The sequence below is a fragment of the Ignavibacteriales bacterium genome (assembly GCA_015709675.1).
Classification (GTDB): domain Bacteria; phylum Bacteroidota; class Ignavibacteria; order Ignavibacteriales; family Ignavibacteriaceae; genus H2-BAC3.
Genome location: CP054182.1, coordinates 1,120,225 through 1,146,438, shown reverse-complemented (window position 1 = coordinate 1,146,438; position 26,214 = coordinate 1,120,225). Strand labels below are relative to the sequence as shown.

At 45.8% G+C, this 26,214-nt stretch carries 23 protein-coding genes; 12 read left to right on the top strand and 11 right to left on the bottom strand.

All coding sequences use genetic code 11. The features are described from left to right. Window positions 1-37: 37 nt before the first annotated feature. From HRU80_04230 to HRU80_04200, 7 genes are all read right to left on the bottom strand, one after another. Window positions 38-2,992, bottom strand: coding sequence for a DUF2723 domain-containing protein (locus HRU80_04230; GenBank protein QOJ28124.1), 2,955 nt, complete (start codon window positions 2,990-2,992; stop codon window positions 38-40). A gap of 32 nt (window positions 2,993-3,024) precedes the next feature. Next, entirely contained in the window at window positions 3,025-3,240 is a 216-nt protein-coding gene (locus tag HRU80_04225) for a hypothetical protein (protein ID QOJ28123.1), read from the bottom strand. Between the two features lie 217 nt (window positions 3,241-3,457). Continuing rightward, the gene (locus HRU80_04220) at window positions 3,458-4,207 is read right to left on the bottom strand and encodes a hypothetical protein (GenBank protein ID QOJ28122.1); all 750 of its coding nucleotides are present in this window, start codon (window positions 4,205-4,207) and stop codon (window positions 3,458-3,460) included. 192 nt (window positions 4,208-4,399) lie between these two features. Further along, a complete protein-coding gene (locus HRU80_04215; protein QOJ28121.1) occupies window positions 4,400-5,182 on the bottom strand; it encodes a hypothetical protein in 783 nt (260 codons plus the stop codon). Between the two features lie 118 nt (window positions 5,183-5,300). Continuing rightward, window positions 5,301-6,044, bottom strand: a complete 744-nt coding sequence (locus HRU80_04210; GenBank protein QOJ28120.1) for a hypothetical protein — start codon at window positions 6,042-6,044, stop codon at window positions 5,301-5,303. Window positions 6,045-6,214: 170 nt separating this feature from the next. Further along, window positions 6,215-6,997, bottom strand: a complete 783-nt coding sequence (locus HRU80_04205) for a hypothetical protein (protein QOJ28119.1) — start codon at window positions 6,995-6,997, stop codon at window positions 6,215-6,217. Window positions 6,998-7,214: 217 nt separating this feature from the next. Then, window positions 7,215-7,730 (bottom strand): hypothetical protein, encoded by a 516-nt coding sequence (locus HRU80_04200; protein ID QOJ28118.1) that lies wholly within the window; start codon window positions 7,728-7,730, stop codon window positions 7,215-7,217. Between the two features lie 132 nt (window positions 7,731-7,862). On the opposite strand from HRU80_04200, the gene HRU80_04195 reads away from it, so the two are divergent. Continuing rightward, window positions 7,863-8,468, top strand: a complete 606-nt coding sequence (locus HRU80_04195; GenBank protein ID QOJ28117.1) for a pseudouridine synthase — start codon at window positions 7,863-7,865, stop codon at window positions 8,466-8,468. Between the two features lie 40 nt (window positions 8,469-8,508). On the opposite strand, the gene HRU80_04190 is transcribed toward HRU80_04195, so the two are convergent. Then, a complete protein-coding gene (locus tag HRU80_04190) occupies window positions 8,509-8,916 on the bottom strand; it encodes a DUF3052 domain-containing protein (protein QOJ28116.1) in 408 nt (135 codons plus the stop codon). A gap of 274 nt (window positions 8,917-9,190) precedes the next feature. On the opposite strand from HRU80_04190, the gene HRU80_04185 reads away from it, so the two are divergent. The 3 genes from HRU80_04185 to HRU80_04175 are packed head-to-tail and all read left to right on the top strand — an operon-like array spanning window position 9,191 to window position 11,684. Further along, the gene (locus HRU80_04185; protein ID QOJ28115.1) at window positions 9,191-9,961 is read left to right on the top strand and encodes a phosphatase PAP2 family protein; all 771 of its coding nucleotides are present in this window, start codon (window positions 9,191-9,193) and stop codon (window positions 9,959-9,961) included. Between the two features lie 5 nt (window positions 9,962-9,966). Continuing rightward, window positions 9,967-10,983 carry a hypothetical protein gene (locus HRU80_04180; GenBank protein QOJ28114.1) on the top strand — a complete coding sequence of 339 codons (1,017 nt, stop codon included), beginning with the start codon at window positions 9,967-9,969 and terminating at the stop codon, window positions 10,981-10,983. Next, a complete protein-coding gene (locus HRU80_04175; protein QOJ28113.1) occupies window positions 10,980-11,684 on the top strand; it encodes a PIG-L family deacetylase in 705 nt (234 codons plus the stop codon). The genes HRU80_04180 and HRU80_04175 overlap by 4 nt, the downstream gene beginning before the upstream one ends. Window positions 11,685-11,699: 15 nt before the next feature. On the opposite strand, the gene hisH is transcribed toward HRU80_04175, so the two are convergent. Next, window positions 11,700-12,284: an imidazole glycerol phosphate synthase subunit HisH gene (hisH, locus tag HRU80_04170; protein QOJ28112.1), complete on the bottom strand. Its 585-nt coding sequence runs from the start codon at window positions 12,282-12,284 to the stop codon at window positions 11,700-11,702. Window positions 12,285-12,521: 237 nt separating this feature from the next. On the opposite strand from hisH, the gene HRU80_04165 reads away from it, so the two are divergent. After that, on the top strand, window positions 12,522-13,022 hold the full coding sequence (locus HRU80_04165) for a MarR family transcriptional regulator (GenBank protein ID QOJ28111.1): 501 nt from the start codon (window positions 12,522-12,524) through the stop codon (window positions 13,020-13,022). Between the two features lie 44 nt (window positions 13,023-13,066). On the opposite strand, the gene HRU80_04160 is transcribed toward HRU80_04165, so the two are convergent. Next, entirely contained in the window at window positions 13,067-13,534 is a 468-nt protein-coding gene (locus tag HRU80_04160; GenBank protein QOJ28110.1) for a DinB family protein, read from the bottom strand. Window positions 13,535-13,961: 427 nt separating this feature from the next. Between HRU80_04160 and HRU80_04155 the strand changes: the two genes are divergently transcribed. The 6 genes from HRU80_04155 to HRU80_04130 all read left to right on the top strand — a co-directional run bounded on the left by HRU80_04155 (window position 13,962) and on the right by HRU80_04130 (window position 24,162). Beyond that, entirely contained in the window at window positions 13,962-15,185 is a 1,224-nt protein-coding gene (locus HRU80_04155) for a family 10 glycosylhydrolase (GenBank protein ID QOJ30447.1), read from the top strand. A gap of 224 nt (window positions 15,186-15,409) precedes the next feature. Continuing rightward, window positions 15,410-18,871 carry a PAS domain S-box protein gene (locus HRU80_04150; GenBank protein ID QOJ28109.1) on the top strand — a complete coding sequence of 1,154 codons (3,462 nt, stop codon included), beginning with the start codon at window positions 15,410-15,412 and terminating at the stop codon, window positions 18,869-18,871. Window positions 18,872-19,252: 381 nt separating this feature from the next. Then, a complete protein-coding gene (locus HRU80_04145) occupies window positions 19,253-20,827 on the top strand; it encodes a PAS domain S-box protein (protein ID QOJ28108.1) in 1,575 nt (524 codons plus the stop codon). Then, window positions 20,828-22,207, top strand: coding sequence for a sigma-54-dependent Fis family transcriptional regulator (locus HRU80_04140; protein ID QOJ28107.1), 1,380 nt, complete (start codon window positions 20,828-20,830; stop codon window positions 22,205-22,207). Between the two features lie 22 nt (window positions 22,208-22,229). Next, entirely contained in the window at window positions 22,230-22,583 is a 354-nt protein-coding gene (locus tag HRU80_04135; protein ID QOJ28106.1) for an STAS domain-containing protein, read from the top strand. Window positions 22,584-22,596: 13 nt separating this feature from the next. Further along, on the top strand, window positions 22,597-24,162 hold the full coding sequence (locus tag HRU80_04130) for a response regulator (protein QOJ28105.1): 1,566 nt from the start codon (window positions 22,597-22,599) through the stop codon (window positions 24,160-24,162). 37 nt (window positions 24,163-24,199) lie between these two features. Here the strand turns inward: HRU80_04130 and HRU80_04125 are convergent, their stop codons facing one another. After that, window positions 24,200-24,742, bottom strand: a complete 543-nt coding sequence (locus HRU80_04125) for a DUF192 domain-containing protein (GenBank protein QOJ28104.1) — start codon at window positions 24,740-24,742, stop codon at window positions 24,200-24,202. Window positions 24,743-24,909: 167 nt separating this feature from the next. Between HRU80_04125 and HRU80_04120 the strand changes: the two genes are divergently transcribed. Continuing rightward, a complete protein-coding gene (locus HRU80_04120) occupies window positions 24,910-26,154 on the top strand; it encodes a DUF1015 domain-containing protein (GenBank protein ID QOJ28103.1) in 1,245 nt (414 codons plus the stop codon). The last annotated feature ends 60 nt before the right edge of the window (window positions 26,155-26,214 follow it).

Here is a 26,214-nt window from a genome sequence, read left to right as displayed (position 1 = left end):
GGTTTCTGTCTCCGTCCGGCGGTTCATAATTCGCTGCTTATTTGGAAGTATCCTGAATTGCCGTGGTGGCTTTCAGCCCTTCATACATCTCAATTTGTGACTTCAGTGAAGGATCATTAGGATAATATGCCTGCAGTTCTTTAAGCAGGGCAATTGACTTGTCATAATCCTTCATGTTGGTATATATCTCAAGCAGAATCCTGTAAGAGTTATACGGATTGCCCATATCCATGGCGCTTCCCTCTTTTCTCTTCAATGCTTCGGCTTCAACTTCACCGGCATACTCTTTATATTTATCCATCGCGCCGGCAACCATATAGAGTCCGCTCAGGTCAAACTGCAGGCGGTAATCCATAGGCATTCTCTTGCGCGGAATTTTTCTTTCCATCTCATCCAGAACTTTAATGGATTCATCCATTCTGTTGGTGTTCTGATAATAAAGAGCCAGACGGATAAACGCATTGCGGTAATTCTGCGAAAGCCGTGTATGGTTTTCGTCAAAGAAGACGCTTTCATCATTAATGCCCCGGAATTTCATGCCCGGACGGAAATCTTTGCTGAACTCTTCTTCGTTTGAATCGAAAATCTGCGCGCGAAGCACCTCTTCATTCACAAACTCAACTCCCGGTGTTCTCTTAAACGGAACCAGGCGCATTGCCATACCTTCCATACGGAGATAATCACCGAGACCAATTTTGCTGTCTTCGGTGCATGTTACCGCGAAATACACCGGCCGCTCCCAACCGAAGCTCTCAATAATATCGCGGGTCATCAGATCCTGCACGCGCACTGCCTGAACTTCACCGGCATTAATGGTCGGGTTCATCCTGAAGGAAATTCTACCCTGATTAATTATGCTCGTATCGGTAACGCCGAACTCCTGATATACATGAGCAGGCACCGGCACATTCAGATCAACTCCCTTCCAGATGATGGGACGGATCTGCTGTATCCCCATATCCGATATCTTCATTTTAACCACGGCTGATCCGTATGGCTCAAGATGCTTGAGCTGGCGTATATACCATGGCGTATTCAAAAGGCTCAGATTCACGATTCTTACATCACGCCGCACTCCTTCCACATCCTGCAGGTACCAGAGGGGGAATGTATCGTTATCTCCGTTTGTAAAGAGAATCGCGTTCGGTTCGCAGCTCTGCAGCAGATTGTATGAGTAATCCCAGGGTACCCAGTTATTTGAGCGGTCGTGGGTATAATAATTTGCCTGAAGCATTCTTCCCGGCACAAATACTATTCCGAAGAGCAGTACCGCGGCTACAATTGCGGGCTTCAGCTCAGCGCTCTTCATCTTGTCATGGATGATCTCAATCAGTCCGCGGATACCAAGACCAATCCAGACGGAGAAGACGAAGAATGCACCCACATAGAAATAATCACGTTCACGGGGCTGCGGCTGCTGCTGGTTCTGATAAAATGCCGTAAGATAGCCCATAAAAATAAAAAGCACCATAAAGACCGATGCCATCTTCCAGTCCCGCCGGAAGTGGAAGTATATACCGAGCAGTCCTATCAGCAGGGGGATCCCGAAGAGGGAGTCCTTAGCCTCACCCGCAAAAGATATACTGAAGGGCTTGCCGATAATATTTGCCAGTCCGTTAAACGGCCATGCATTCACTCCGGAATCCTGATTCCATGATTCGCGTCCCACATAATTCCAAAGCCAGTAGCGGGTCATCATGTGATTCATCTGATAGCGCCACCAGAAATCCAGATCGCTTGAATAGTTATCATAAACAACCATCTGATGGGGTTCAGTTGCAAATCTGCGCTTGAATGTCGGGAAGTCGCCGTACTGTTCGCGGTTCAGATAAGATACAAGCTCAGTGAAATCTTTTGGTTCATTTTCATTCATCGGGGGATCCTGATTCGCGCGAACCTTAACCATGGTATAGGTTGAGAATCCGAGGATAATCAGGATGAGTGACATACCAACCAGATGCAGCGTTGGTTTATTGTTCTTAACAGTATAATATACAAACCCTGCAAGTCCGGCCATTACCAGCGCGATAATGATAAGAGCAGTGTTAATATTGTTTCCAGCTATATTTTTCAGCATGTTTGGCATTATCTTTACCACGCCGGGGTAGGTTACCACCAGAGCAAGACCGCCAAGAATAAGAAGTATATAATAAGAACTTAAGTTTACCAGTCTCTTATAGTTGATGCCTATAAACACCAGACTGAGCAGACCGATAAAGGTCACGAACTTCGAATCAAAGGCTTTATACTGCTCAATATCAGGCGGGGTTGAGGATTTTTCGCCTCCCCACATGATAAACGCGAAAAGAAGCGCGATACCAATATGTATCAGCAGGAAATATCCCGAGCGCTTCGCCATCTCATCATCGGTGACATATTTCCGGAACATGATGACCATAACCACGGCAATAATTGCCAGCACGCTCATCAGATGCACACCGGTTGAGAATCCTATCAGCAGCGCGATCAGCAGGATATACTTTTCGTTATCCTTTTCATCTGCCCGTTCATTCCAGCGGAGCATCAGATACGCAATGGCTGCAAAGAGCACGGTGCTGAGAGCGTACACTTCAGCTTCAACTCCGTTGAACCAGAATGTATCACTGAAAGAAAATGACAGCGCGCCGATGGCAGCGGGTATATATGTTCCGAGCGCTTCCCACAGGTTTGCCGGTTCTGCTTTTTTGTAGTTTCTGATCAGTTTAACCACTACTAAGTAGAGGAAAAGAACCGAGAGGGAACTTGAGAAGACCGATACCATGTTAACGCGGTAAGCGATATTTTCGGCAAACGGTATCATAGACACGATTTTTCCTACAAGAAGGAAAAAGGGGGTTCCGGGAGGATGAGGCACCTGCAGATAATAAGCAGCAGCGATAAACTCACCGCAGTCCCAGAAAGAGACCGATGGCTGCACGGTAAAGAGCAGCACCAGAGTCGAGATAACAAACACCACCGCGGCGGTTATCCTGTGGAATAAAGAAAAATTCATTCAGTCCTCTGAATAAGTTTTATGAGACGGTTTTATTTCTTAAAAAATTGATCGAAGTCGCTCTTCGATTTGAACTTCACATATTTCCCGTGCAGAGCGGTCAGTTTCTGCTCCGTAAGAGTATCAAAATCTTCATCATCCTTTTGACGCTTCACCATCATTTTGTAGGCATCGCGGTCAGCCGGTACCATTGAGGGTTCATATCGCTTCAGTTCATCAAGCAGCTTTTTTTGTTCCCTTGCTGTCATGCCCGGGGAGTTTCCTTAAAAAATTAAGACTTTAAAGATAACCATTTTCCCAAATTTCAGGGGAAAAATCAGTAAATCGGGGGGAGAATTTGACCTATTGACGGCAGAATAAACCCGTCCAGTCAAAGATTTACAGGGGATTCAGCCGCCCTGCAGGCTCACCCGTAACCGGCAGATTGCATTATTTCAGATTCCGGATACCGCCGGCCTATGACGATCAGAATCTGAACTTCTTTGCACATGTTACTGAGATCATTGTTGTATTATTCTTTATGTAGTAGCCTGCGGTGCTGGATAAGTAGTATGATTCGCTTACACGCCTGGATACTGTCATAATAAAGGTGGTATTATTTTTGTCAACAGCACCTGCTCCGGTCCATATTTTAAATTCGTTTTCAGCATCAATGCTGTACCCCGCTCCGACCTTAAAACTTCCGCCCCCGCTTATCACCTGTGCTCCCTTGAACCATTCACCTGAGGCGTACCACCCGTCCTCGCTGCCGATGCGCAGACTGAGCATCAGTCTGTTGTTGAAAATAATCGGGTCGGCATTCCCCAGGGGTTCATGATTTTTAAAGTGTACCTGTAACTGTTCTTTTGGAAATATTGCCCCTGCAAGGAGTGATCCGTACCTGGCAGAGAATCCTGCGTAAACTGATACAAAGCTTCCGTTCCCCTCACTGTAGTACCCGCCGGTTTCAGGATTGTTTTGATCTGTTGAACTGCCGCTGATTTTATATTCTCCCCCCTGCACTCCCACAACCAGCCAGTTATATTTCATCTCAGCGCCTCCGGCGTAGTCAAAAAATGAAAATGCAGGATATCTTTCATCTCGATGCAGACTGCCCCTGCCGTATGAAAGAAAGACCTGCAGCGAGAGTTCGTTATCAGTGCTGTCCGGAGATACAGAATACAGATGAGAACTGAAAAGAATAACGGTGATTAATGAACTTACATGTGTTTTCATGACGAAACCTTTCTTTTTATTGCAAACATACTCTGAGTTTTAACCTGATTTGTCAGGAAGTTGTCATAATAGTGAAAGAAAGAATGAACGAAAACCGGTTAATATATATCCGCTGTCTGATGTATCCGCATATCCCCCAGCATAAACTCTTGAGCATCAAAATATGCAGCATCCGGAGATTATTGAAAAATACTAAAAATGAAGTTTCCTGCTCAGACTCAATGAGATCATAGAATCATGATCAGCTCCGCTGTACCCTCCTGTCAGTGATACATAATATGAATGATAAACACGTCCGGATATACGAAAAATCACCGGGTTTTTACTGATCACCTTTAAACTAATTCCGCGCCAAAACGAGGCTTCATACTGAGGAAGCAGCATATATCCCGCACCCAGAGTTATTGCGCCGCCGCTGATTAACGGATTCGAATTAAACCATTCCCCTGTGACAAAAAATCCATCCTCCCTGCCTAAGCGCATGCTGACCAGCCACCGGTTATCATATATAATGCGCAGTGCATTCTCGTCAATTGTATCGCCCCCCGCAGGAATCTGGGTTTGTTCGCGAGGTAAAAACCCGCCTATAAGAAAAGATCCGTATTTCGCTCTCAGCCCTCCGTAGAAAGCGAGATAGCGGCCATTTCCGCTGCTGAACTGTCGTTCTTTAATTACAGTACCGTATCGGTCTTTAATCACCTGGGTAAAACCGCTGATTGTATATCCCCCCGCTTTTACTCCGGCAACAAGTTTTTTGAACGTCAGCTCCGCGCCGGCGGAATAGTCAGCATATCCGGCCACAACTGCATTCAGATTATAACCGTCACCATAAATCAGCCGCTCAAGTCTGCCTCCCCCTCCGGCAATAAAAGCAGTCACCGAATATGCGGTTCCGTTCGTGTCCGGCATAAAACCGTACATTTCCGCAAACAGCACTGGGATGGTTATAATTAAAAGCAAAACCGGTGATTTCATTATATGTCCCGTTTCAGTGTAACCGTATTCTGGCACGGACGCCGTTTATATATACCTGACAGCATCGCGTTAATGAAATCAGAGCAAACAGAAGAGAGACGGCAGGTACACGGATATATCACAGCGAAAACTCCCTGCTTAACTGTAATGAGAGAAATTTTGATCCCCCCGCAAACGGCAGTCCGGCCGTCAAAGCAACATGGAGATTCCAGGCAAGCATCATAGAGGGCTTAATATATGCGGCAACATTCTCAAAATCAATAAATCCGATACCCGCCCAAAGGGCTAATTCATATTCGTCATCAATAATGAAACCGGTGCCCAGCGTGACAATTCCGCCTCCGCTTGCCATCGGAGCGGAGCCGTTGATATCAACGGTCGCATAGTACATATCCTTGGCGCCAATGCGCAGATGCAGTATTCCCATTTTGTTATTGCCGCCATAGGTCAGATATCCGGCCGTAAGGGCAGCATATCTGGCGGAAAGCCCCGCATATGCGCCTACATAACTTTTGTAATAATTAAAGCGGGCACCGAATCCATACATTTCAATAAATTCCGCGGAATAGCGCTCAAAGATATCTTTATTATACACACCCCCATTTATTCCTGCCCTCAGCCACCCATATGAAAATTCAGCTCCGAAGTCATAATCAAATTCGGCTGGAAGTGACCTTAAAAATTTATCGTTTTTTTTGACTGATGTTTTATTAAAGTTCCCGGCACCGGCTGCTATTGAAAGTCTCAGTCCCGGCCTGGTGCCGGATGAGTCTGAAACTGACCCGGGCAATAGATGTTCCGTCATTGCCAGTACCACGCAGATCAGAAAAAAGGTTTTCATAGTAATCTTTTTTTTCTGCATAAATTATTCTGACTCAATTGTATTAATGTCACGGAATTGTAAAGATGTTGTCAGAAATGAGGAAAAAAGAAATGAAGTATACTGAAGGCCGGAACTATAACATCTGCCGGCTTACCCCTCACCGGCAGATTCTGAATAACTTTCCCTGTTTCCCCTTGCTCAAATACCGTTCAAAAACTAAATTTCCTTCCGACCGTTAATGATAAAAACGAAGTCTCTCTCCTGCCCGAGAAACCTCCTGTCAGGGTACCATAATAATCATTGTAAACCCGGCTGGAAATTTTTAGAATCGGTGCTCCGTTTTCGAAATCAATAAGACCCAGCCCGAACCAGATTTTCGTTTCGGAAACCGGGTTAACACAAACCCCGGCTCCAAGATTTACTACTCCGCCGCCGCTGAATATCGGAGATGAACTTAATAATTCTCCCGAGGCAAATAATCCCTGCTCGTTACCAAGCCGGAGTCTGGCCTGCCAGGTATTTGCCTGCGACACGACAGGTTCTTCCCCGGATGGTGCGTCGTAGCCGGTAACTTTAGACATCTGTTCATTTACAAAAATCCCTCCTGCGGTAAGTGATGCATATCGTGACGTAAAACCGCCATAAAGATTTGTATATGTACCCTTGCTCTCCGTATAAAATCTTCTTCCCACTTCAACATTATTTTCATCTTTCATTACCGCTGTATAGCTGTTAACCTGGTAACCGCCGGCTCTGGCTCCCAGTATGAGACCTTGTAAGTTAACCTCCGCTCCGGCACCATAATCAGTAAAAGGGACAACAGAGTGTGCTCTTTCGCCGCTGCAGCCATAGGCAATACGCTGAAGATTTCCGCCTCCGCCGGAAAGAAATACAAAGATTGAATTTTCACTGCCGGTGCTGTCGGGGGTAAAGCCGGTAAGATACGGGTAAAGAAGCATCAGAGCAATTAACCTGAGCAAATTCGTTTTCATGATAAATCTCACTATTTTTCTTTCAAACATACCTCTGCATATCAGGCTGATTGTCAGAAAGATGTCATAAAATTGTCAAAAAATCCGTGTTACAGCCAAATCCCTTCAGTTCCCCGGTTCAGCATCTGCCCTATTAACTTTTCTTATTATATCCGGAACTCTTAAGAACCCTGATCATAAAGCATATTTTCACAATTCACAATTCACAATTCACAATTTAATTACATATATGAATCATTGCATTAAAAAGATAATACTCATACTTCGACACATACGGCGGAGCTGAGCTCACCTCATCAGAGTTGCAGGAATTGCATCCGTAGTTGTCATTATCTGAGTCTCTGAAGTAAGTATATACTGGCTGAAGTCTTGTTTTATCGACAGGATGTGTCAGTCCCCGATACTTCACACCTCCGTCCGCAATAATTACGGGGCAGATAGTATCAAGCTGCTCCCAGTCGCTTACCCTGAGTCTGAAGTATCCGTTTGTAAGAGTGAGCGCAACCGGCTGTTCATCCTGATAGCCCATTCCCCGCAAGAGTACCAGTGCGGAATCTCTTCCGTTTTTTCTTCCGTACAGAACAACGGTATATAAGGAGCGGTCAGAAATGGTATCACATTGTACGTATCCTTCAACGATAAAGGTACTGGCCGGCGGCGGAAGAGGCGAAGTGGTCTTTACTGAAGATACAATGATCAGAAGAATCAGAAGGGCCAAAAATAACTGTTTCATTGCAGGGTCACCTGATAAATGCCTTAAAATGCTTATCAAAATTACACACTTTCAGACTTATATCATCACTCGCATGCGGACTCTTCTTATCCCGGTTTGAAATTCTCCGCTCCGAATGGTTAGATTGCAGCCATGTTTTCCTATTATCTTATAAATAAGCCCTACGGCTATCTGACCCAGTTTCATGATAAAGAGGGCCGCCCTGTACTGAAGGAACTCTATAAATTCCCCCGCGGAGTTTATCCTGTCGGCCGCCTTGATCTTGACAGCGAGGGGCTGCTGCTTCTGACTGATGATAAAAAACTGACTGATTTTCTCCTCAACCCGAAGAACAATCACGAGCGGGAGTATTATGTGCAGATTGAGGGAGCGGCGACTATTGAAGAATTAGAACCCCTGAAACATGGAGTAGTAATTGAAAAGCAGTTGACAAAACCTGCAAAAGTGAAACTGATTGAGGAGCCCCCGTTTCTCTGGAAACGAAATCCCCCGGTCAGAGAACGGAAAACCGTACCCACTTGCTGGATCAGTCTGACCCTTACCGAAGGAAGAAACCGGCAGGTCCGTAAAATGACCGCCGCAACAGGGCACCCCACCCTGCGGCTTATCCGCTTCAGGATTCTTGGTGTGACGGTCGAAGGACTTCAGCCGGGTGATGTAAGGAAAATCACCAAGGAAGAGCTTTTTAAGCCCTTTTTACAACCGGGAGAAATAGCTTCTCAGAGCAAAAAGCTATGAATTCCCCGGCAATTCATACTTCATAACTCATAATTCATAATTATCTAAGGTTTTTCGGGATGACAAACTTAAGTCCGGACCATTGTTCATCAATGGAAATAACCTTTATATCCACCATTTTGTTGTCAATACCGGTATCGCGGATTACATTCTCATCAACATCGCTTTTTATTTCGGCAGCTTTTTTCTGCCATGCGACCCAGATCATGCCATCTCTTTTGATGGAGTCTTTAAGTCCGGGGAACGTTTGTTTCAGTGACTTTTTGTTTTCCGTGAAATAAATGATCATGTCGTTCAGCTTTTCGAGCCGGGCATCAGGGGAGAGTGGTTCTGGAAAGTCTGACAGATAATCAAAAAAGCGGTTGGGTGCATTCACTACGGAGATGTCAAGCCCCTCTTTAAGCCCGAGCTTTTGGGAGAGACTTTTGCCGGAGAATTCTGTGTTCATTCTCTTTTTTATAATATTTGTTTTCTGGTGTGATTATATTAGCAATATCAATCTTCAATTCAAAACTTTGACAAGGTCAAAATATTTTATACCCTGCTTCATATCACAGTGTGCAATTTGCAATGCATGCCAAAATTTCTCCGCAACTCCGGTGGAGCTGCAGATGCAGGCAATAAAATGATAAGCCGTTCAGCAATTTGCGAATCTGCCGTTATTGTAATGCATACGGCGCCACGTGAGGTAACTCATTATTAAATCAGCTCTCATTCTCTTATTGGTTTTTCTTCTGCAGGCAGCGGAATTTAACCTCCATGCACAGCAACCTCCGCAGTTTTCTGATGATGTAAAAAATGCGGGGAAAACTGCTTCGGAGCTTTTTGACCGGACATTCAGCCCGGATAAAGAAGCACTGGAGATTACTCTTCTTTCACTGCTCGCTGCAGGAGGCGCCTCTTTCGCTGATGAAACCGTCAGAGAGTTCTGGAAAAATTCAAAATCCCCGTTTTTGGATAAGTTCTTTTCATTTGATGAATTCTACGGCAATCATTACACAATGATTCCCCTTGCAGGAATTTACACCTACGGGCTTTCAGCTAAAGACCAGGCCTCACAGAGTGTAGGCTTAAAACTGATGACTGCCTCGTTTCTTTCCATTTGTTATAATGTTATTATTAAAACATCCGCAGGGCGAAGCCGCCCCTTCAGGGATAAAGGAAACACTGATTTTAACCCGTTCAGTTTCAGCTTTGAGCAGACTTCCTTTCCCTCCGGCCACACCACCTTCACTTTTGCCATTGCCGCTGTGCTGGAACAGGAATACCGTTCAGCCGGTATAACAGCCGCGGCATATACTGCTGCAGTTCTGACAGCCATGGCACGGATGTATCATGATGTGCATTGGCTTTCAGATACGGTTTTCGGTGCGGTCATCGGATATTACATCGGCAAATTTGCCGCGGAAGAACTTGACCGGCTGCAGAAAAAAGAAATAGTCCCGGGGTCTGCATCCAGACCATTTTTTTCAGTAACCATTCCCCTGAGATAGTGATCATGAAAAGTCTTCTCTGGTTCCTTGTTCTTGCTTCGCTTTCATTCGCGAATATCGCCATGCCCGGTTTCTGGAATACCGGTACCGGACGCACGTTCGTTCACTTCTTCAAAGAAGATGCTGTCCACCGTGGCAGTGTCCTGATGCAGGAAGAAGACATAACCATAGCTCTTTACAAGGATTTTGCCGTTGTCCGCGGCGTATATATCATGAAGAACACAACTCCTGATACCATTATGCTCAGAACCGGATTCCCGGTTTCCGGATATGCAAAAAACAGTCTTTCCCGCCAGATTATTTTTGAAGATCTTTACGCGCTCACGGTATCGGTAAACGGCTCCGCCGCCGAAGTTCTGAAGCTGGAAGAATATATAAACAAATATGCCGCAGACATCCCGCCGGAGACGGCATCCGCGGACTCAGTGTATCACGGTATTTACAGCGATCAGGGAAACTGGTATGTGTGGGAAAGCCTTTTCCCTCCTGGGGAATCGGTCATTACCGTTTATTATCTTACTGATAACAGCTTTGGCGGAATCAGAGAGGGCTACAATAGAGAAAAAGCAAACCTTTTTTCATATATACTGGAGACCGGCAGCACCTGGGGAGGCACTATCGGCAAAGGCACGGTTACCCTTTATCTGATGGACGGCCTCACCGGTGATGACATTCAAGGCATCATCCCGGCAGAGGAATTCGCCTGGAACGGAAAAAATATCCTGCAGAGAAGATTTGAGAATCTTAATCCGGACAGTAAAGACAATCTTCTGATCCGCTATACACCTTCGGAAGCGGGGTTTGACATAAAAACAACCCTGCCCCGTTCTGGTGAATATTTTGCCATAGCCGAAAGTCTGGCAGTACTCAAAACGGCTGTGGAGGAAGGAAAAACCCTTCCGCAGGGGGACTTTGAACCGGGTTCCGGTATGCTTAAATTCGGCCTGCAGCTTCTTGGATATATTGGCGGAGGAGCGCTGCTGTTCTTCGGATTAAAATATCTTTTCAGGAGAAAATCATGAAGATTCTATATATATACCCGCATCCTGACGACGAGTCATTCGGACCGGCAAGTGTTATGCACATGCAGCAGTCGCAGGGGCATGAAGTCTATCTGCTTACCCTTACCGAGGGCGGGGCCACACGGCAGCGTCATAAATATAATCTGAGCATTGAAGCGATGGGTAAAGTCCGCGTGGCTGAAATGCAGGACGTTGAAAAAGTGCTCCGGCTTACCGGCATGACCATCCTTGACCTGCCTGACTCCGGACTGAAAGAAATGGATCCCGCTGATATTGAGGCGGTGATAGAAGAGCATATACTAAAAATTCAGCCCGATGTTCTGGTTACCTACCCCGTACACGGCATCAGCGGTTTTCATGATCACCTGATTACTCACGCAGCGGTGAAAAGTGTTTTCTGCAGAATGCGAAGCAAAGGAACCGGGGCGCGCCGCCTTGCATTCATCGCCCTCAATGAAGCACAGGCAGCGCTTGGCAAACATTTCCGGCTTAACTGCTCAACACCTGATGAAATTGACTGTGTGGTAACGGTCGGAGAAGAGGACCATCAGGCGCTGCACAAGGCGCTGGACTGCTACAAAACTTTTACCGAAACTATTAATGCTTCCGGCGTGAGAGAAATTCTCACCAGGGAAATGAGTTTTGAATTTTTTCAGGAGAACTATAACCCGCCGGTTCAGGATCTTTTTGCCGGTCTCTGAACGGCGATCAATATATCACAGTCCGGTAAAATTGCGCAATATCTGAAGCCCCGCTTCACCTGACTGCTCCGGATGAAACTGCACTCCGTAAAAGTGATCCTTTTCAATCACCGATGAAAACACTTTTCCGTTCCGTGAGATTGCGGTTGTTTCTTCCATTTCGGGAATAAAGAGACTGTTCTGAAAAACAAACTCTTCTTTCTTCCGCAGTCCTCTGCCGAGCACTCCTTCCTTTACAAACTCAACCTCATGCATTCCCTTGAACGGTACTTCAGCCCCCGCCTCCTCAAAACGGTACACATCAGCAGGGTATAAACCCAGGCAGGTAAGATTTTCCGCTTTGAAATATTCGCACAAAAGCTGCATACCGGAGTCTATTGCCAGCACTGGCTTTTTTATCATTCTCATCATCGAAAAAAGATTCATCAGGTGAATATTTTTGATGACCTTTTTTAGTTCATCACTTCCGGGAAAGATAATTTTATCAGCATGGCAGATTTCACTTTCACTGGAGGAAACGCAAAACTCCTGATTCAGTTCCGACAGTCCCGCGGTAATTCCTTCCAGATTATCCTTACCATAATTAATTATTGCAATCATACTCTTTTACCACTCTCAATTAATTTATGCCCTGATAAACGATTTCAGCAGAAGGCTAAACCGGAGAATGGTTTTCGTTTCTTAAAAAATTATTTTTATTTTGAAATTTATTATTATTTTCTATTCAGGAAAATTTACTTCACTTTTCCCCTAAAGTCAACCGACAAAGGGGGGTATATGCTGTTTTTCCGTTTAATTACCTAAAGCTCGTTCACAAAACTAAGAGAAAGGAACCTCATGGCAAAGGTTTCCCGCAAGGATGCTGCCCTGCGGATTTGGCTGAAACTGCACCGATGTTATGTATCGGTATTAACCGTTTCCGGGACTTCATTAAGGGAATTTAAGTTATCGGAGTCTCAGTTCGGTGTTCTTGATTATCTGGCCTCACGAGGCTCATCAAAAATTGGCGTACTCTGCAGCAAAATGATGGTCAGCGGGGGTAATATGACTCTTATCCTTGATAATCTTGAAAAAAACGGGAATATCCGCCGGGTTCACAACCGTGAAGACCGGCGTTCTATTACCGTTGAGATCACCGAAAAAGGACTGAAACTGTATGAGAAAGTTCTGGACGGCTACAGCCAGTCCATGGCTTCGGTTCTGGCTGTTCTTGATGAAAAAGAACAGGAATTATTTTCAACTTTCCTTAAAAAACTCGGGCTGAGCATTTCCGAAAGGATTGAGTCGGGTGAACTGGTCCTTCCAAAAAATAAAACAGCATCGCTGCTGATGGATTAAACAAACGGGGAAAAGGGTAAGTACTTCTCCCCCTTTTCCTTATTTTATTTTCCAGCCGACTCTGCATTGCGGAGCATCTGGCCAATATGTTTATCCACATGAGAAGTGTAGCTCAGAAGCCAGTCATCCATAGTCATTTTACCTCTTTCCGGATGAAACGCAGATCTCCCCCATTCCTCCTCAGTAAGGGAAGCAAGCATTCTGAAATTGGCTTCGCGCAGGGTCTTAAAAAGAATCATTGCCATATCAATATCCTGACCCGAATACTGCAGTGCCCCTGCCCATTTATCCTGATCAAATACCATTAGCTCAGACCCCGGTTCAGAAAGTATCTTACGGCAGCGGACGTATCCGTTTGCTTCACTGTCAGCCAGATGAATCAGGATTTCCCTCACGCTCCATTTTTCAGGTGAAGGTTTATAATCCCACAATTCAAACGGGATTGCCTTCATTGCCTCTGTTATCTTTTTATAGCCGTTCCGGTAATCATTTAAGAGAGCTGCTCTTTCCATTCGTTTCCTTTGATATAATCATACAACAACAACATCAATTTACAATGTACAATGAACAATGTACAGGGAAATAATTAACTGTTAGTAATTTGGAGTTAGTAAAAACACTTCCCTCCTTTACGTAAACTTCCGCGGAAGTTCATCTGAAAAACAATGCCCTTACGCTTCGCAGAGCAGAACGAGAGCGCAGTGTTGTGCAGATGTTGTGAGCCCTGACTGTTTCTCCCCTTTCGGGTGAGTGTCCCGCTCAAGCGCATCATCAATCTAATTCATAATTCATACTTCATAATTCAAACTTCATAATCATACCTCATAATTCTTTCCTATTTTTGTACTTAAAATATTATCAGGCACCATGAAAACGCTTACTCTCTGTTTTTTATTGTTCATCGCAACCCTCCCCCTCCATGCACAAAAAGGCAATATCATGTGGATAGATGCTACCGCCAATTTTGAGCGGATGAGCAATCCCGATTCTGTTATATATTACCTTAAACTCTGTAAAGAGCTTGGCTTTACGGATGTTGTGATAGATATAAAACCGATAACCGGAGAGGTGCTTTATCAGTCAGCAGTTGCGCCCCAGATGACGGAATGGCAGGGCTTCAGAAGAAAACCGGAATATGACCTGCTGGCGCTTGCTCTGGAGGAAGGGCATAAAGCGGGGCTGAAAGTGCACGCTTCTCTGAACATCTTTGTGGCAGGGCATAACTTTTTTGACCGGGGTCCCGTATATACCGGAAAAGATCACTGGCAGTCCGTGAATTACACCGACTCCGGCCTGGTGCCTATATCCAGGCTGAAGCACAAGTATTCCGCCATGACCAATCCTCTTCTGGATGAAGTGCGCGGCCACGAGCTCGCAGTTATCCGTGAAGTTGTAGCCCGCTATCCGAGTCTTGACGGCATCCTGCTTGACCGTGTTCGCTACGACGGCATAGAAGCTGATTTCAGTGATGCCTCCCGTATTGCTTTCGAACAGCATCTGGGTAAAAAGCTGCAGCAGTTCCCTGAGGATATATACAGCTATCAGAAAGACAGCACCGGCAAAAGCGCGAGAGTGCCGGGCAGATTTTACAAAGAATGGCTTGAGTGGCGCGCGTCGGTTATCTGGTCATTCTTTAAGGAATCCCGTGAGGAGGTAAAGAAGATTAATCCGGATATTCTTTTCGGGACCTACACAGGAGCGTGGTATCCGCTGTATTATGAAGTGGGCGCCAACTGGGCCTCTCCGGATTATGATCCTTCGCTTCAGTTTGACTGGGCCACATCCGGATATAAAAATTACGGTTACGCTCCTCTGCTTGACATATATACCACCGGCTGCTACTTCTTTGAAGTAACCATGCAGGAAGTTGAAAGCAACAATGCCCGCATTACTCAGCGGAATGAAGCCGCAATGGGAACAACCAGGGATTACTGGTATTCCGTTGAGGGTTCAGCCAACATTGCCATGGAGGTTGTCGGCGGTGCGGTTCCTGTCATTGGAGGCCTTTATGTTGAGCAGTATAAAGATTACCCCGAACAGTTCAGCAAAGCGGTTAAAATGTGCATGAAACGCACCGATGGTCTGATGATATTTGATCTGGTGCATGTTATCAATTACCGCTGGTGGGATGTTCTGAAAAATGCCATGACTTCTTCAGATTAATCATAACCGCCTGCAAAGTATTGTTTATCGTTCTGTTTGCCCTGTTTATTCAGCGTTCACCTCAGAAAAATAATTTTGTATGGAAAATATGTTGAAGATGATAAGTAAACTGACGAATATTAAACAATTTTATTATTTTGCGGGCAAAAATTTTTCTTATACAAAAAAGGGTGTTGTGTCCGCCTTTATTTTTATTCTTTCTTTCATAACAGGAACACCGCTTTGTGAATAAGAGTGAAATAAATCACTCAGAACTTTTTATGACCATGCCCATCGGAGCAGTCTATCAGTCTGCTGATGGTACCATTATTGCAGCAAACCCCGCGGCTGAAAGAATTCTGGGACTCACACTGGACCAGATGACCGGACGGAAAAGCATTGATCCCCGCTGGAGAGCTGTAAGAGAAGACGGCAGCCCCTTCCCCGGAGAAGAGCATCCGGCTATGGCTGCTCTTAAAAGCGGCAAACCAGTCTCACAAGTGGTCATGGGTGTTTTTCATCCCGCTGAGAATCGCCAAAAATGGATTCTCATAGATGCAGTTCCACAGTTCCGCGATGGAGAAAAGAAACCTTACCAGGTATATGCGACCTTCATAGATATTACCAGCCAGAAGAACGCGGAAGATCAGCTTCGCCGGAGCGAGGAAAAGTTCAAAGGACTTTGGGAGTCTGCTCCTGATGGACTCATCACCGTGAACCATGAGGGAAATATCCAGTTAGTTAACTCAAAGACCGAAGAACTTTTCGGCTACAGTCACCATGAACTGGAGGGAAAACCTATTGAAACCCTTATTCCTCAGAGATACCGCAAAAAACATATACAGATGCGCGGCAGTTTTTTTGAAGCTCTCCGGGTCAGAGAAATGGGAAAGGGAGTTGAGCTTTTTGGACTCCACAAGAACGGAACTGAATTCCCGGTCGAGATAAGTCTCAGTTATTTTCACGGATCACAGGGAGTAAGCGCGCTTGCCGCAGTACGCGATGTAACCGAGCGGAAAAAAGCAGAGCAGGATTTGCGCGAAAGCGAAGAACGGTATTTCGCACTTCTTGAAAGAACTCATGACCTGATACAGAGCGTTGACCCTGAGGGCAGGTTCACCTATGTAAATGAGTCATGGAGAAAAACCCTCGGCTACACACAAGACGAAGTAAAAAACCTCAATCTTTTTGATATCATCTCTCCTGCCTCCCAGAAACACTGCGCGGATGCATTCCTCAGAATAAGCGAAGGGGAATTTATTCCTTTTATGGAAGTTGAGTTTATGACAAAATCCGGCGGAACGGTTCTGCTCGAGGGCTCAGCACTTCCCCGCAAAAAGGGGGATAACGTCATCGCCACGCAAAGCTTCCTCAGAGATATCACTCAGCGCAAAATGACTGAACTTGCACTGGAGGAAACAAGCACCCGGTTCAGACAGATGGCTGAAAACATCGAAGAAGTATTCTGGATGTTTGACTGCCGTGAACAAAGAATCGTCTATGTGAGCAATGCATTTGAGCCGATCTGGGGCAGAAGCATTGCCGATTTGCTGAAGGATAACAGTTTATATATAAGTTCCCTTGCCGAAGCAGACAGGCCGGTCATGACCGACTCCCTGAAAAAGCAGGCGGCAGGGCAGAGAACAGAAATTGAATACCGCGTCATCAGACCGGACGGCTCAGTGCGCTGGATACTGGACCGCTCATTCCCCATTTTTGATAAATCCGGCACCCTGATCAGAACCACCGGTATTGCCGCTGATATCACCGAACGCAAACTTGCAGAAGAAGCAGTCCGCAGCCGCGAAGAACAGCTCCGTGCCATCATCCACTCACAGACCAACTATGTGGTCCGCACCGATCTTGATGGAATCTATACCTATGTGAACGATAAGTTCATCGAGGATTTCGGATATATATCCGTGGGCCGGAGCATCGGAGAAATAAACTCTCTCGAATCAATCGCCCCCCACCATCACGCCCGAACAACCGAAGTGGTCTCCCGATGTCTTGAGAACCCCGGCAAAGTATATAAAGTTGAGCTTGATAAACCCCTTGAGGACGGCACCTTAAAGACCACACTCTGGGAATTCATCTGCCTGGTTGATGCGAAGGGGAATCCAAGTGAAATCCAGTGCATGGGCCTTGATATTACGGACCGTAAACGGGCTGAAGAACGGCTCGTTAAGCTCTCACTTGCAGTTGAACAGAGCCCCGTTTCAGTTATTATAACTGATGTTAACGGAGTGATTGAATATGTCAATAAAGAATACTGCGAAGTTACCGGATATACACTCGAAGAGGTGGTAGGTAAAAATCCAAAAATCCTTAATTCCGGCCAGAAATCTCCGGAGGAATACAAAGAACTCTGGTCAACAATCCTTAATGGTAAAAACTGGAGCGGAGAGTTTCTTAATAAAAAGAAAAACGGTGAGCTTTTCTGGGTTTCCGCCTTTATCAGCCCTATCGTAAACACGGAAGGAAAAATCACCCACTTTGTTTCCATTAATGAAGATATAACCGAACAGAAGAAAATCCTTGAGGATCTTCTCCTCGCAAAAGAAAAAGCCGAGGAGATGAACAAAGTAAAATCATTCTTCTTCGCCAATATGAGCCATGAGCTGCGCACACCGTTCGTGGGCATTCTCGGCTTCTCGGAAATTCTTGCGCAGGAGGTCACCGATCCGGAACTGCTCGATCTGGTGAACGGCATCGTCCGTTCATCACAGCGGATGATGGATACATTGCAGAAAATTCTTGCTCTGACCAAACTTGAATTTGAACCACCCAAAAAGAATGAAGAACAGGTTGACGCGGAAAAAATCATCACCGATGCCTTCAAACTGTTTGAACAGCCCGCTCATGCAAAGGGGCTTGCCTACCGGCTGCAGTCATTCTCCCGCCCGTTTTTTATAAAAACCGACGGAAAGATTTTTTCTGAGATTCTTATTAATCTTATCAGCAACGCGGTTAAATATACACTCTCCGGCAGCGTTGCTGTATATACATCGGTTGATAAGACAGCATCACCCCCTTCACTTGTGATTAAGGTTTCTGATACCGGCATCGGAATACCGGCGGATAAAACAGATCTTATCTGGAGAGAGTTCAGGCAGGTGAGCGAAGGGCTCAGCCGTAACTTCGAGGGAACGGGACTCGGCCTTTCCATAACAAAAAAATATACAGAAATCCTGGGCGGTGATATACGGGTTGAAAGCGAACCCAAGAAAGGATCAGATTTTATTTTTACTCTTCCGTTATCTGACGCAGCAGTGACCCCGGCAGCAGCCGGACCGGAGGCAGAACAAAAACAGCCGGAAATAGTCAGGCCTGCTGATACTCCGAAGAAGCGACTTCTTGTGGTTGAGGATGATGAAAACTCCCAGTGGTTCATCAACCGGAGTCTGGGAAAACTTTTTGAACTCGAAATTGTCCCCGATGCTGATTCTGCCATGAACCTGGTAATTGACGGATCATTTGACGGATTCCTGATAGATATCAATCTGCGCTACGGGCTTGACGGCACCGGCCTGATGGAAATCCTGCGCCGCATGCCGGGATATAAAAACATTCCGATGATTGCCATAACCGCCTATGCTTCCGATGAAGACCGCGATGAATTCCTTTCACGCGGGTTCTCACATTATCTTGCCAAACCATATACACAAGCCAGCCTGATTAACCTGGTACAGGAAGTATTCCTTTAGAAGTACGAATTATGAAGTATGAATTATGAATTACTTCATGCTTCAGGAGATTCTGATTACAATAAGTAACCTGCCTTTTGGAAAATTTAAACTCTGAGGACAATCGAGTTTTTAACTCAGCGGTACTTCGCGATTACCTTTGCTCCCTTTGAGTTAAAATTCTAATCTTTTGAAATCCGCGCTGCGAAGCATCAGTAAAATCCGCGTCCCATCGGCCGGGTCAAAACTCTGCGGGCTTTGCGGTAAAAAACACGTCCCTGCCAGGAAAAAGGAATTCATACCTCATAATTCATACTTCACAATTGATACCTCATAATTCATTTGCCTTTTTTTGATTATTTTAGTGTTTTATTTTGAGAAAACCATACCACGGCATAAAGGGTGGCCAAAACAGCAATTCAGAAATCAGACCTGCTTTCAGCAGAGGAAATAGGCCCACTGGCGGTAAATCCTGCCGGAGAGGGATTCCTATTCTTCTCTGTTGAGGTTTCGGGAGGGAGTCAGAGGATTTCCTTCTGTTCCGGTCTTCCACCCCGCTTTAACGGGGGGTCGGATAAGTCATCCCTTTTCCGGATGCTTCGGGCGCTTTCTCCGGCTGATTTTAAACGATTACGTGCCGCATTAAACCAGGCAAGGACATCAGGAAAAGGTGAAGCCCTCTACCGGTTAACCCGCGAAGGGGGGAGCCGCTTTATCAGGCATCAGATCATGATGCAAAAAGAGGCGGACGTTCTCCGCGCGCACCACCTCCTGCAGGATATCACCGCCGAACATACCCGGTCTGCCGAAATAAAAGTCTCCGAAGAGCGCTTCAGAAAGCTTTTTGAGACCGCTGAAGACCTGATTTTTATTCTTGACGGTAAAGGAAACTTCATCCTGATCAATCAGAACGGCGCGCTTGCGATGGAATATATACCGGAAGAAATAACCGGCAGGCATTTTCTGGAGTTTGTAACCGATGATAAGAAGGCGGATGTTGCCCGTTCGTTCAGCGAAATTGTAAAATCCGGCCAGATTGTTACCTTCGAATCATCCTTCCTGAGTAAATACGGCAAAAATATCATTTTCGAAATAAACGCCCGTGTTCCCTCAACCTCATCCGTGCCTGAAGGTGTTCTGGGTATCGGGAGGAACATTACAGCCCGTTCCAAAGATCAGGATAAGATGCGCGATCTTAACAGCAAACTCATCGAAGCCAACCGGATCATCTCCATTGAGCGCGACCGCGCCCGGCAGAAGATTTCCGTGCTTGAAGAACTGAACCGGCTGAAGAATGATTTTCTTTCCAATATATCTCACGAGCTGCGGACACCGCTTGCCTCAATTATCGGCTTCGCGGAAACTATTCATTCCGACCCCTCCATGGCTCCGGAGATGAGGGATGAGTTTAACAGCATTATTCTGAATGAAGCAAAGCGGCTCTCCCGCCTGATTAACAATGTGCTTGATATATCACGCATTGAAGAGGGAACGGTAACGCTTAACAAAGAATACTTTAAACTGGAAGAGGCAGTAGCTCCCCTGCTTGAAGCGTATATAAAGCAATCGGCTGAAAAGGGAGTCACCTTTAAGCATGAACTGCCCGGAAATGAGGTGCTGCTTTACGCTGACAAGGAAAATTTCCTCCGTGTTGCCGACAATCTGCTTTCCAATGCTCTTAAGTTTACCGATGCAGGGGGCAGGATGACGCTTTTTATAAAAACATTCTACCGTGAAATAGAAATAATTGTTACCGATACCGGAATTGGTATTCCCAAAAATGATCTTCCGTTTATCTTTCAGAAATTTTACCGGGTCAGCCGGCCCGGAGCTCAGATACCGGGAACCGGTCTGGGTCTTGCGCTTTCCAAGCAAATCATTGACCTTCATAAAGGAATGATAACTGTGCGCAGTGAGGAAAACAAAGGAACTACCTTTGTGGTTAAACTACCCATCATTAAGCAGAGGACTGAATAGTTGCCAAAAGTATTTATCGTTGAAGACGAAGCATCAATTGCCAAACTGATTCTTTACTGGGTAAAGGATAAATGGGGCTATGACGCGGAAATTTTTGAAAATGGTGAAAAAGTTTTACCTCGGCTGAGTGACCGGCCTGATCTTATTCTGCTTGATATCATGCTTCCGGGCCTTAATGGTATTGAAGTCCTGAAGAAGATTAAACAGTCTGATGAACATCTGCCGGTGATTATTCTTTCAGCGCAGGGAAGCATCGAAGTAGCCCTTGAAGCGGTACGCTCAGGCGCTTATGATTATTTCCCCAAACCCATTGACGCGCAGCGCCTTGAGCCGAGCATCAAGAATGCAATCCGCAATTATGAACTGCTTAAGGAACTGCACTCCTTAAAAGAAACGGTTACTGCCAAATACAGTTTTGACAATATCATCTCTGCAGACGGCAAGATGCAGGATGTGTTCCGTCTTGTTTCAAAAGTCCTGAATAATGATATCACCGTGCTTATATACGGCGAAAGCGGAACAGGAAAGGAGCTGATTTCGCGCGCCATTCACTTTAACGGTGCGAGAAAAGACAAGCCTTTCGTGGTGGTAAACTGCGCATCCATTCCGCGCGAGCTTCTTGAGAGCGAACTCTTCGGGCATGAAAAGGGTTCATTTACCGGAGCACACCAGAAAAAGCTCGGCAAGTTTGAAATTGCAAACGGCGGCACCATCTTCCTTGATGAAATCGGGGAAATGGAAATGACGCTGCAGGCAAAGCTGCTGCGTGTTATTCAGCAGCGGGAGTTTGAACGGGTCGGCGGCAATGAGCTGATCTCCACCGATGTGCGCATTATCTCGGCCACAAACCGCGACCTGAAAAAAGCGGTTGAAATGAAGGAGTTCCGCGAAGATCTTTTCTACCGGCTGAACTCATTCCCGATATATATACCGCCGCTCCGCCAGAGACGGGGTGATATCCTGGTGCTTGCCGAAGCGTTTCTGAACACCTTTAACCGGAAACTCGGCAAATCCATGCGCGGATTTACCAAAAAAGCACTCAAGCTGATGTATGAATATGACTGGCCGGGCAATGTGCGTGAAATGGAAAATACCATTGAACGCTCCCTCATCCTGGCCGAGTCGGATATGGTGGATGTGGATGATTTTCCGGTGCATCTGCGCACCGCGGCCGAAACCAGAAAACCGGACGGCTCCGCCTCTCTTTTCGGCGATGATATTATTGTGCCATTTGAAAAAATAAAAGAAGAAGCCATAAGAAACGCGCTCCGCATTACACGGGGCAATATCTTTGAGGCTGCAACCAAACTCCAGCTCGGCAGAGCAACTATCTACCGGCTGATGGATAAATACGGAATTAATTCCGGCGAATACGAATAGTAAATAAAAAGGAATAATATATATGGATTTCAAGCGTGAGCAATACGGCGATGTCGTCCTCATGATAGTGGAACTCACACGTGCAACCCTGAAGGAAGCGGAAGAGTTTAAACGCCTTCTTACCGCGGAAATTGAGGGGGGAACCCGTAAACTGATCGTTGATCTGGGTGAATGTGAATTTATTGATTCCACGTTCCTGGGGGCTCTTGTGGTCTCACTAAAGAAAATTATCTCCCTTGGCGGTGATATGAAACTGGTCGGGTTTCAGCCCGCGGTTCACTCCATGTTTGAACTGACCCGCATGTACCGCGTCTTTGAAGCTCATCCGCACCGCCGTGACGCGCTTCACAGTTTTGGCGTCCGGATGTCCAGGTAACCGGATATATACCATGCAGGCAGCGGCTAATAAAAACATTCTCCTGATTGATGACGACCTCACGGTAAGAAAACTGCTCGGTTTTCATCTGCGGAAACGCGGGTTTACCGCGTTTGAGGCAGACGGCGCGGGTCAGGGATTCGAGTTTCTTGAAAAGGAACGGATTGACCTGGTGCTCTGCGATGTCGGCATGGATGAAATGGACGGCTTTACCTTCTGTAAAAAGGTCCGTGAAAATGACCGGTACCGCGTCCTTCCCTTTATTTTTGTAACCGCCAAAAGCAGTTTTGAAGACAAAGAACAGGCGCTTGAAGTGGGGGGTGATGATTATATCACCAAACCCTTTGATGTTCAGGACCTCATCATCAAAATGCAGGCGCTGCTGCGCAGGGCTGATATATACAGGGAGTACGGAGCCCGGAAACCCGTTGAGGACACCATCCGTGAAGATCAGGCAAAAATTCTACTTGTGGATGACGATGCCTCACTCGCAAAACTTTTTCAGTATAATCTGAAGAAGGCCGGTTTTGAGTGCTATATAGCAAACGGCCCCACCGCCGGTCTTAAAATCGCAAAAGACGTAACACCCGATATTATTATATCCGACATCATGATGCCCGATATAGACGGCTTTGAGTTCAGAAGGATGCTGCTTAATGAACCCGATCTGAAATCAATTCCCTTTATCTTTCTTACTTCCAAAGGTGGTGAGGAAGATATACTTGACGGCTATGATCTCGGCATTGCTGATTATGTTCTTAAAACCGCAGGACCGCGCGTTGTGGTGGCTAAGGTTTCTGCAATTATTAAGAGTCTCGGCAAAGAACGTCAGAAAGTTGTTTCCGAACTTCACAAGGCTGCTGATAATCTCCGGGTTAAAGTGGTGCCGGACAGCTTTCCCCTGTTCTCCGGCTATGATATAAAACACTGGCATTTGCCGTTTAAGGGTGTGCCCGGCGGTGATTTTATTGATTACTTCAATCTTGATGAACATAACATAGCTGTTATCCTTGGTGATGTTATGGGCAAGAAATGGGGCGCCTGGTATTTCGCGATAGCTTATGCAGGATATGTCCGGAGCGCTATCCGCGGAGCACTGCAGGACTCACATAAATTCAGCCCGAGCAAAATTCTTGAAAAGGTAAATCAGTCTGTATATCAGGATTCAAAAATCTCCGAAGTGTTTGTTACCCTCTCCGTTGTGCTTATAGATAACAAAGAACACATCCTCACGTATGCGGGAGCCGGTGATCTGCCTATGATTTCAAAAAGTGCGTCTGAAGGTAACGCGAAACTGGTTAACTCCCGCGGAATGCTGCTGGGATTTTCATCAGAAGGTTTATTTGAGGATGCAGTTATTCAGATGAACAGAGGTGATTCGGCTATTCTGATAACCGACGGACTTATTGAATCCCGCAATGCTGATGGCGCAGCGCTCGGTACTGATGATTTTCTTAAACTGCTGAGTGATATGCCCTCCGGCTTTGATCCGATGGAATATCTCAGTACAAAGCTCAAAGACTATACCGGCGACCGCTTTGAAGATGATATCAGTATGATTACCATCAGAAGAACCTGATTAGGTATTCATACTTCAGAATTCAGACTTCGTATTTCTATTTGTAGCTCATTCTGTCCCCTTCCGTGATTCCGTAAATATCACAGAAGCCCGCTATAACCTCCAGCACATATTTAGCCGGTTTAGTTGACCGGTAGGACTGTTCCGATTCCGTTTTGGTGTTCCGGTGAATGGTTACAATTTTGCCGTTATTGTCCAGAAAAATCATATCAAGTGAAATGAGCGTATTCATCATCCAGAATGAACGTATTTCCTCGGCAGGAAAAACGAAAAGCATTCCCTGGTTCTGCTCCATGGATGTGCGGTACATCAGCCCGAGTGCCTGCTCATATTCCGTATCAGCTATTTCGATATCAATAGCAGCTTTTTTGTTGCCCAGACTGTCCGCCAGGATAAGTTCCCCCTCTTTTTTGAATCGGTAATATGTTGTTTCCACTTCCTTTTTACCCGGCTGAATAAAAACATCTTTCAGAAAGAAAATACCCAGAATAATCAGGAGCAATACGGCCCCGGCTGCCTTCCAATGACGGTTTCCCCTTTTTTTTACCGGTGTTGTTTTTTTAACTGTCTGTTTTGCCATAATCTTGTCGTAAATGAACGGTCAAACTTACTAAAACCCTGCCTGCCTGAAAAGTGATTTTTGCCATATTCCGTGAGTAATTTTCTGTTAGGGGCAAAAATCGGGATGCCATCTTTTCCTCTTTTTGTAACTTATAAATTAACGTTTAAAATTTTCCGGAGTTACTCATGGCAGTCGTAAAACCCTTTAAAGCGCTCAGACCAAAACAGGAATATGCACATCTGGTGGCAAGTGTTCCTTATGATGTGGTTAATACTGAGGAAGCACGCGCGTTGGCGGGTGATAATCCTTTTACGCTCCTGAGAGTTACCCGGTCGGAAATTGAATTCGGAAACGGCATAAACCCTTATGGTGAAGAGATTTATGCGCGCGCCAAGAAAAATCTTGAAACCATTAGCGCGGATGCCATGCTTACTGAAGAGCGTGATGCCCTCTATATATATTCCCTTACCATGAACGGAAGAACACAAACCGGTATAGCGGCTACGTTTTCTGTTGATGACTACGATAACGATGTCATCAAAAAGCATGAAAAAACCCGGAAAGAAAAGGAAGATGACCGTACCCGCCATATTATCACCACCGGCGCACAGACCGGACCGGTTTTCCTGACTTATCGGGGCGCAAAGCGGGTTGATCAGATTACGGCGAAGGTTACCTCCGAATTAAAACCGGTATATGATTTTACCGCACCCGACGGCGTTCAGCATAAAGTCTGGATTATCCCGGCTGAACTGACATCCGAAGTGGTTGAAGCAATCGGCGGCGTTGATTACCTGTATATTGCAGACGGCCATCACCGTGCCGCGAGTGCATCACGTACCCGCGCAGAGATGAGAAGCAAAAATCCGGCACACACCGGCAAAGAAAAATATAACTTTTTTATTGCTGTGCTGTTTCCTGCCGCTCAGCTTCATATTATGCCTTATAACCGGGTGGTAACAGACCTGAACGGACATGAACCAGATATATTCCTTAAAGAGATTTTTGAAAATTTCACCATTGAACAGAATCATGTAAGCACCCCTGATCAGAAGGGAAGATACTGCCTTTACCTTGGCGGTAAATGGTATGCACTTTCTCCGCGGGATAATGTAAAAGCAAGTCTTAGTCTGGCAAGCTCTATCGGCGAAAAACTGGATGTGAGCATTCTGCAGAATACTGTTCTTTCCCCCATTCTTGGCATTGAAGATCCGCGCACCAGCAAGAGAATTGATTTTGTAGGAGGAATCCGCGGAACGGAAGAATTGGAAAAACTTGTTGACAGCGGAAAATTTGCGGCGGCATTTTCTCTTTATCCTGTAACGGTGGATGACCTGATGGCTATCTCCGATGCGGGAGAAATTATGCCTCCGAAATCAACCTGGTTTGAACCAAAGCTCCGCGACGGCCTGCTGGTACACCTGATTTAATTGATAGCTGATAATGGAGAATTGATAATTCTCCGGCCGGTCTGTTGCTCTTTTAAATAA

What these genes read in the sequence shown, in the direction of transcription:
- HRU80_04125 (QOJ28104.1), bottom strand. Translation starts at nt 24,742, where the DNA reads ATGGCAAAACAGACAGTTAAAAAAACAACACCGGTAAAAAAAAGGGGA.
- HRU80_04155 (QOJ30447.1), top strand. Translation starts at nt 13,962, where the DNA reads ATGTGGATAGATGCTACCGCCAATTTTGAGCGGATGAGCAATCCCGAT.
- HRU80_04205 (QOJ28119.1), bottom strand. Translation starts at nt 6,997, where the DNA reads ATGAAAACGAATTTGCTCAGGTTAATTGCTCTGATGCTTCTTTACCCG.
- HRU80_04130 (QOJ28105.1), top strand. Translation starts at nt 22,597, where the DNA reads ATGCAGGCAGCGGCTAATAAAAACATTCTCCTGATTGATGACGACCTC.
- HRU80_04195 (QOJ28117.1), top strand. Translation starts at nt 7,863, where the DNA reads ATGTTTTCCTATTATCTTATAAATAAGCCCTACGGCTATCTGACCCAG.
- HRU80_04175 (QOJ28113.1), top strand. Translation starts at nt 10,980, where the DNA reads ATGAAGATTCTATATATATACCCGCATCCTGACGACGAGTCATTCGGA.
- HRU80_04215 (QOJ28121.1), bottom strand. Translation starts at nt 5,182, where the DNA reads ATGAAATCACCGGTTTTGCTTTTAATTATAACCATCCCAGTGCTGTTT.
- HRU80_04120 (QOJ28103.1), top strand. Translation starts at nt 24,910, where the DNA reads ATGGCAGTCGTAAAACCCTTTAAAGCGCTCAGACCAAAACAGGAATAT.
- HRU80_04180 (QOJ28114.1), top strand. Translation starts at nt 9,967, where the DNA reads ATGAAAAGTCTTCTCTGGTTCCTTGTTCTTGCTTCGCTTTCATTCGCG.
- HRU80_04210 (QOJ28120.1), bottom strand. Translation starts at nt 6,044, where the DNA reads ATGCAGAAAAAAAAGATTACTATGAAAACCTTTTTTCTGATCTGCGTG.
- HRU80_04190 (QOJ28116.1), bottom strand. Translation starts at nt 8,916, where the DNA reads ATGAACACAGAATTCTCCGGCAAAAGTCTCTCCCAAAAGCTCGGGCTT.
- hisH (QOJ28112.1), bottom strand. Translation starts at nt 12,284, where the DNA reads ATGATTGCAATAATTAATTATGGTAAGGATAATCTGGAAGGAATTACC.
- HRU80_04165 (QOJ28111.1), top strand. Translation starts at nt 12,522, where the DNA reads ATGGCAAAGGTTTCCCGCAAGGATGCTGCCCTGCGGATTTGGCTGAAA.
- HRU80_04200 (QOJ28118.1), bottom strand. Translation starts at nt 7,730, where the DNA reads ATGAAACAGTTATTTTTGGCCCTTCTGATTCTTCTGATCATTGTATCT.
- HRU80_04225 (QOJ28123.1), bottom strand. Translation starts at nt 3,240, where the DNA reads ATGACAGCAAGGGAACAAAAAAAGCTGCTTGATGAACTGAAGCGATAT.
- HRU80_04230 (QOJ28124.1), bottom strand. Translation starts at nt 2,992, where the DNA reads ATGAATTTTTCTTTATTCCACAGGATAACCGCCGCGGTGGTGTTTGTT.
- HRU80_04160 (QOJ28110.1), bottom strand. Translation starts at nt 13,534, where the DNA reads ATGGAAAGAGCAGCTCTCTTAAATGATTACCGGAACGGCTATAAAAAG.
- HRU80_04135 (QOJ28106.1), top strand. Translation starts at nt 22,230, where the DNA reads ATGGATTTCAAGCGTGAGCAATACGGCGATGTCGTCCTCATGATAGTG.
- HRU80_04220 (QOJ28122.1), bottom strand. Translation starts at nt 4,207, where the DNA reads ATGAAAACACATGTAAGTTCATTAATCACCGTTATTCTTTTCAGTTCT.